General features: G+C 72.3%; 4 protein-coding genes and 1 pseudogene. All 5 read right to left on the reverse strand.

Annotated features, from left to right (window positions below; genetic code table 11):
* Nucleotides 1-505 (reverse strand): hypothetical protein (locus tag AC2W7M_RS23900; protein ID WP_486135461.1); only part of this gene is annotated, 505 nt, incomplete at its 3' end.
* A gap of 80 nt (nt 506-585) precedes the next feature.
* Nucleotides 586-1,143: an RBBP9/YdeN family alpha/beta hydrolase gene (locus tag AC2W7M_RS23905; protein WP_486135463.1), complete on the reverse strand. Its 558-nt coding sequence runs from the start codon at nt 1,141-1,143 to the stop codon at nt 586-588.
* Nucleotides 1,144-1,165: 22 nt separating this feature from the next.
* Nucleotides 1,166-1,932, reverse strand: a pseudogene (pgeF, locus tag AC2W7M_RS23910) (peptidoglycan editing factor PgeF).
* Nucleotides 1,932-2,063: a hypothetical protein gene (locus AC2W7M_RS23915; RefSeq protein ID WP_486135465.1), complete on the reverse strand. Its 132-nt coding sequence runs from the start codon at nt 2,061-2,063 to the stop codon at nt 1,932-1,934. The pseudogene pgeF and the gene AC2W7M_RS23915 overlap by 1 nt, the downstream one beginning before the upstream one ends.
* Nucleotides 2,064-2,095: 32 nt before the next feature.
* The coding region (locus tag AC2W7M_RS23920) for an SAM-dependent methyltransferase (protein WP_486135467.1) at nt 2,096-2,367 on the reverse strand (272 nt) is incomplete at its 5' end.

The following is a 2,367-nucleotide window of genomic DNA, read 5'->3' on the forward strand; positions in this document are numbered from 1 at the left end:
CGATGGCCGACGCGGCCGGCGCGGCCGAGCCGCCGAGGGCGGCGGAAAGGCCCGCCATGGTGCTTTCGGCGATCTTGGCCAGGCAGGCGTCGTCGCAGGCGGCCCAGGGATCGGCGCCTTTGGCGGCCGAGACCGTCTCCTCGCCCGAGACGCGCGCCACCCGCTCCCGGTCGCGGCCATAGATGTCCCAGACATAGGCGACCGAGGTCTTGCCGCCCTGCTGATGCGCGGAGAGGTAGCCCTTGACGCGATAGGGCGCGTCCTGCTGGCGCGAGACCACGTCCACCTTGCGCGCGTCGGCAGCGCTGGACAGTTGCGTCACCAGGCGATCGAAGCTCTGCGGCGGGGGGCCTTCGATGCGGTCGAAGGCGAGCGCGCCGCCGCCCGAGGACAGGCCGTCGGTCTGGCAGCCGGCGAGCATCAGGCCGGCGCCGATGAGGCCGGCGCCGGCAAACGCCTTGAGGGCGCGGGCATGTCCAGCTCCGCTCGACCGCTTGGCCTTCATCCGTCCCCGCTAAGGTTTCATTAACGCCTCAGGGGTAGCGGCAAACGGGCCGGCGGTCCATGGGAACGGTTAAGGAACGTTTAAGATTCCGCCTTGAGCGCGCGCAGGAAGCCGAGCAGCCGCATGGAGCCTTCCGGCCAGGGGCCGAAGCCCGCCTCGGCGTTCAGGTGGCCGGCATCGCCCGCATCCACCAGAGCCGCGCCCCAGTCGAGCGCGAAGCCTTCCGCCTGTCGATAGGCGCAATAGGGATCGTTGCGGCTCGCCACCAGCACCGAGGGGAAGGGCAGGGGATCGGTCGGAACCGGCGCGAAGGCGGCGAGTTCCGGGGCGCGGGTCGCGCCAAGGTCGGGTGGTGCCACCAGGAACGCCCCCACCACCTTGCCGGAAGGGAAGGACGGCGCCGCATGCACCACCGTGGGCACGCCCAGCGAATGGGCGACCAGCACCACGGGACGCGCCGCGCGCGCCACCTCCTCCACCAGGCGGACGGTCCAGGCATCGCGATCCGGGACATCGAAGTCGGCCTGGTCGACGCGCCGGGCGGTGGAGAGCGCGCGCTCCCAGCGGCTCTGCCAGTGATCGGGGCCGGAGCCCTGCCAGCCCGGCACCAGGAGAATGTCGACATCCGATGACTTCATGGGGGCGGTTTCCGTCCGATCCTCAGGCGAGGGCGATGGCGGCGATCAGCCGGCCATAATCGGGTTCGTGCCGATGGGTGGTGCGGCGGTAGGAAAAAAGCGCTCGGCGTCGGGATAGGTGTCGAGCCCGAGATCCTCCACGTGGCCGACGCCCGCCTCCTTCAGCCGCAGGGCGATGAAGCCCGGCAGGTCGAACAAAGCGTGGTGCGGCCGGTCGGCCGGGGCGAAGAACTGGACGAAGGCCTTGTCCGCTTCGAGGAAGCGCTGCACGAAGTCCTCGCCCACCTCGTAGCTGGGCTGGCGGATCAGCGGGCCGATGGCGGCGCGGATGTTGGCGCGGCGCGCGCCCTGCGCCTCCATCAGCGCGACGGTGGCGGCGATGACGCCGCCGAACGCGCCCTTCCAGCCCGCATGGGCGGCGCCGACCACGCGCGCCTCCGGATCGGCGAACAGCACCGGGCCGCAATCGGCGATGGAGACGGCGGCGGCGATGCCTTGCGTCGCGGTCACCACGGCATCGGCCTTGGGCGCGTCCTCGCGGCGCCAAGGCGCGGTCGCGAGCACCGCGTCGGGCGAATGCACCTGCCAGCAGGCGACGAGGTGGCTCGCCTCCACCCCCAGCGCCTTCGCCATGCGGGCGCGGTTCTCGGCGACGTTGGCGGGATCGTCGTTCGAGCCCTGGCCGCCGTTCAGGCTCGCATAGATGCCCGAGGACACCCCGCCGCGCCGGGTGAAGAAGGCATGACGGATGCCCGGCAGGCCCTTGAACGACGGCGCTTCCACATACATCAGCGGACCTCCTCGGCGGGATCGAACGCGACCGGCGCGCCGAGCCCTTCATGGGCGATCACCATAGCCTTGAACAGCGCGCCCATCTGCCCCTCCTGCGTGCCGGCGAGCCGCAGGGCCGCGGCGTCCACCGCCGCCTGCGCCGCCTGGTCCTTGCCGGCCTTCAGCCGCTCGGCGCGCGGAGCGAGGCCAAGGCGCAGCAGGAAGGCGCCCTGGCCGAGCGGCCCGAAGGCGCGCGCGCCGCGGCGCGGGCAAGCCGGGCGAGGGCGGAGAAGTCCACATGGGCGGTGAGGTCCGCCTCGCCCGGATCGGCGAGGGGATCGGCAAAGCGATGGGCCTTGAGCGCCTGGAGCGTGTCGCCATAGCCGCCGCCATGGCCGTAGTCGACGATGAGCGCCGCGCCGCCCTGGCCGGCGATGCGGCGGGCGAGCGCCT

The organism is Xanthobacter sp. BG11Y11_SDJG (assembly GCF_057364445.1).

Excerpts from the sequence above, each read along its gene's own strand:
- AC2W7M_RS23905 (WP_486135463.1), bottom strand. The coding sequence starts at position 1,143 with ATGAAGTCATCGGATGTCGACATTCTCCTGGTGCCGGGCTGGCAGGGC.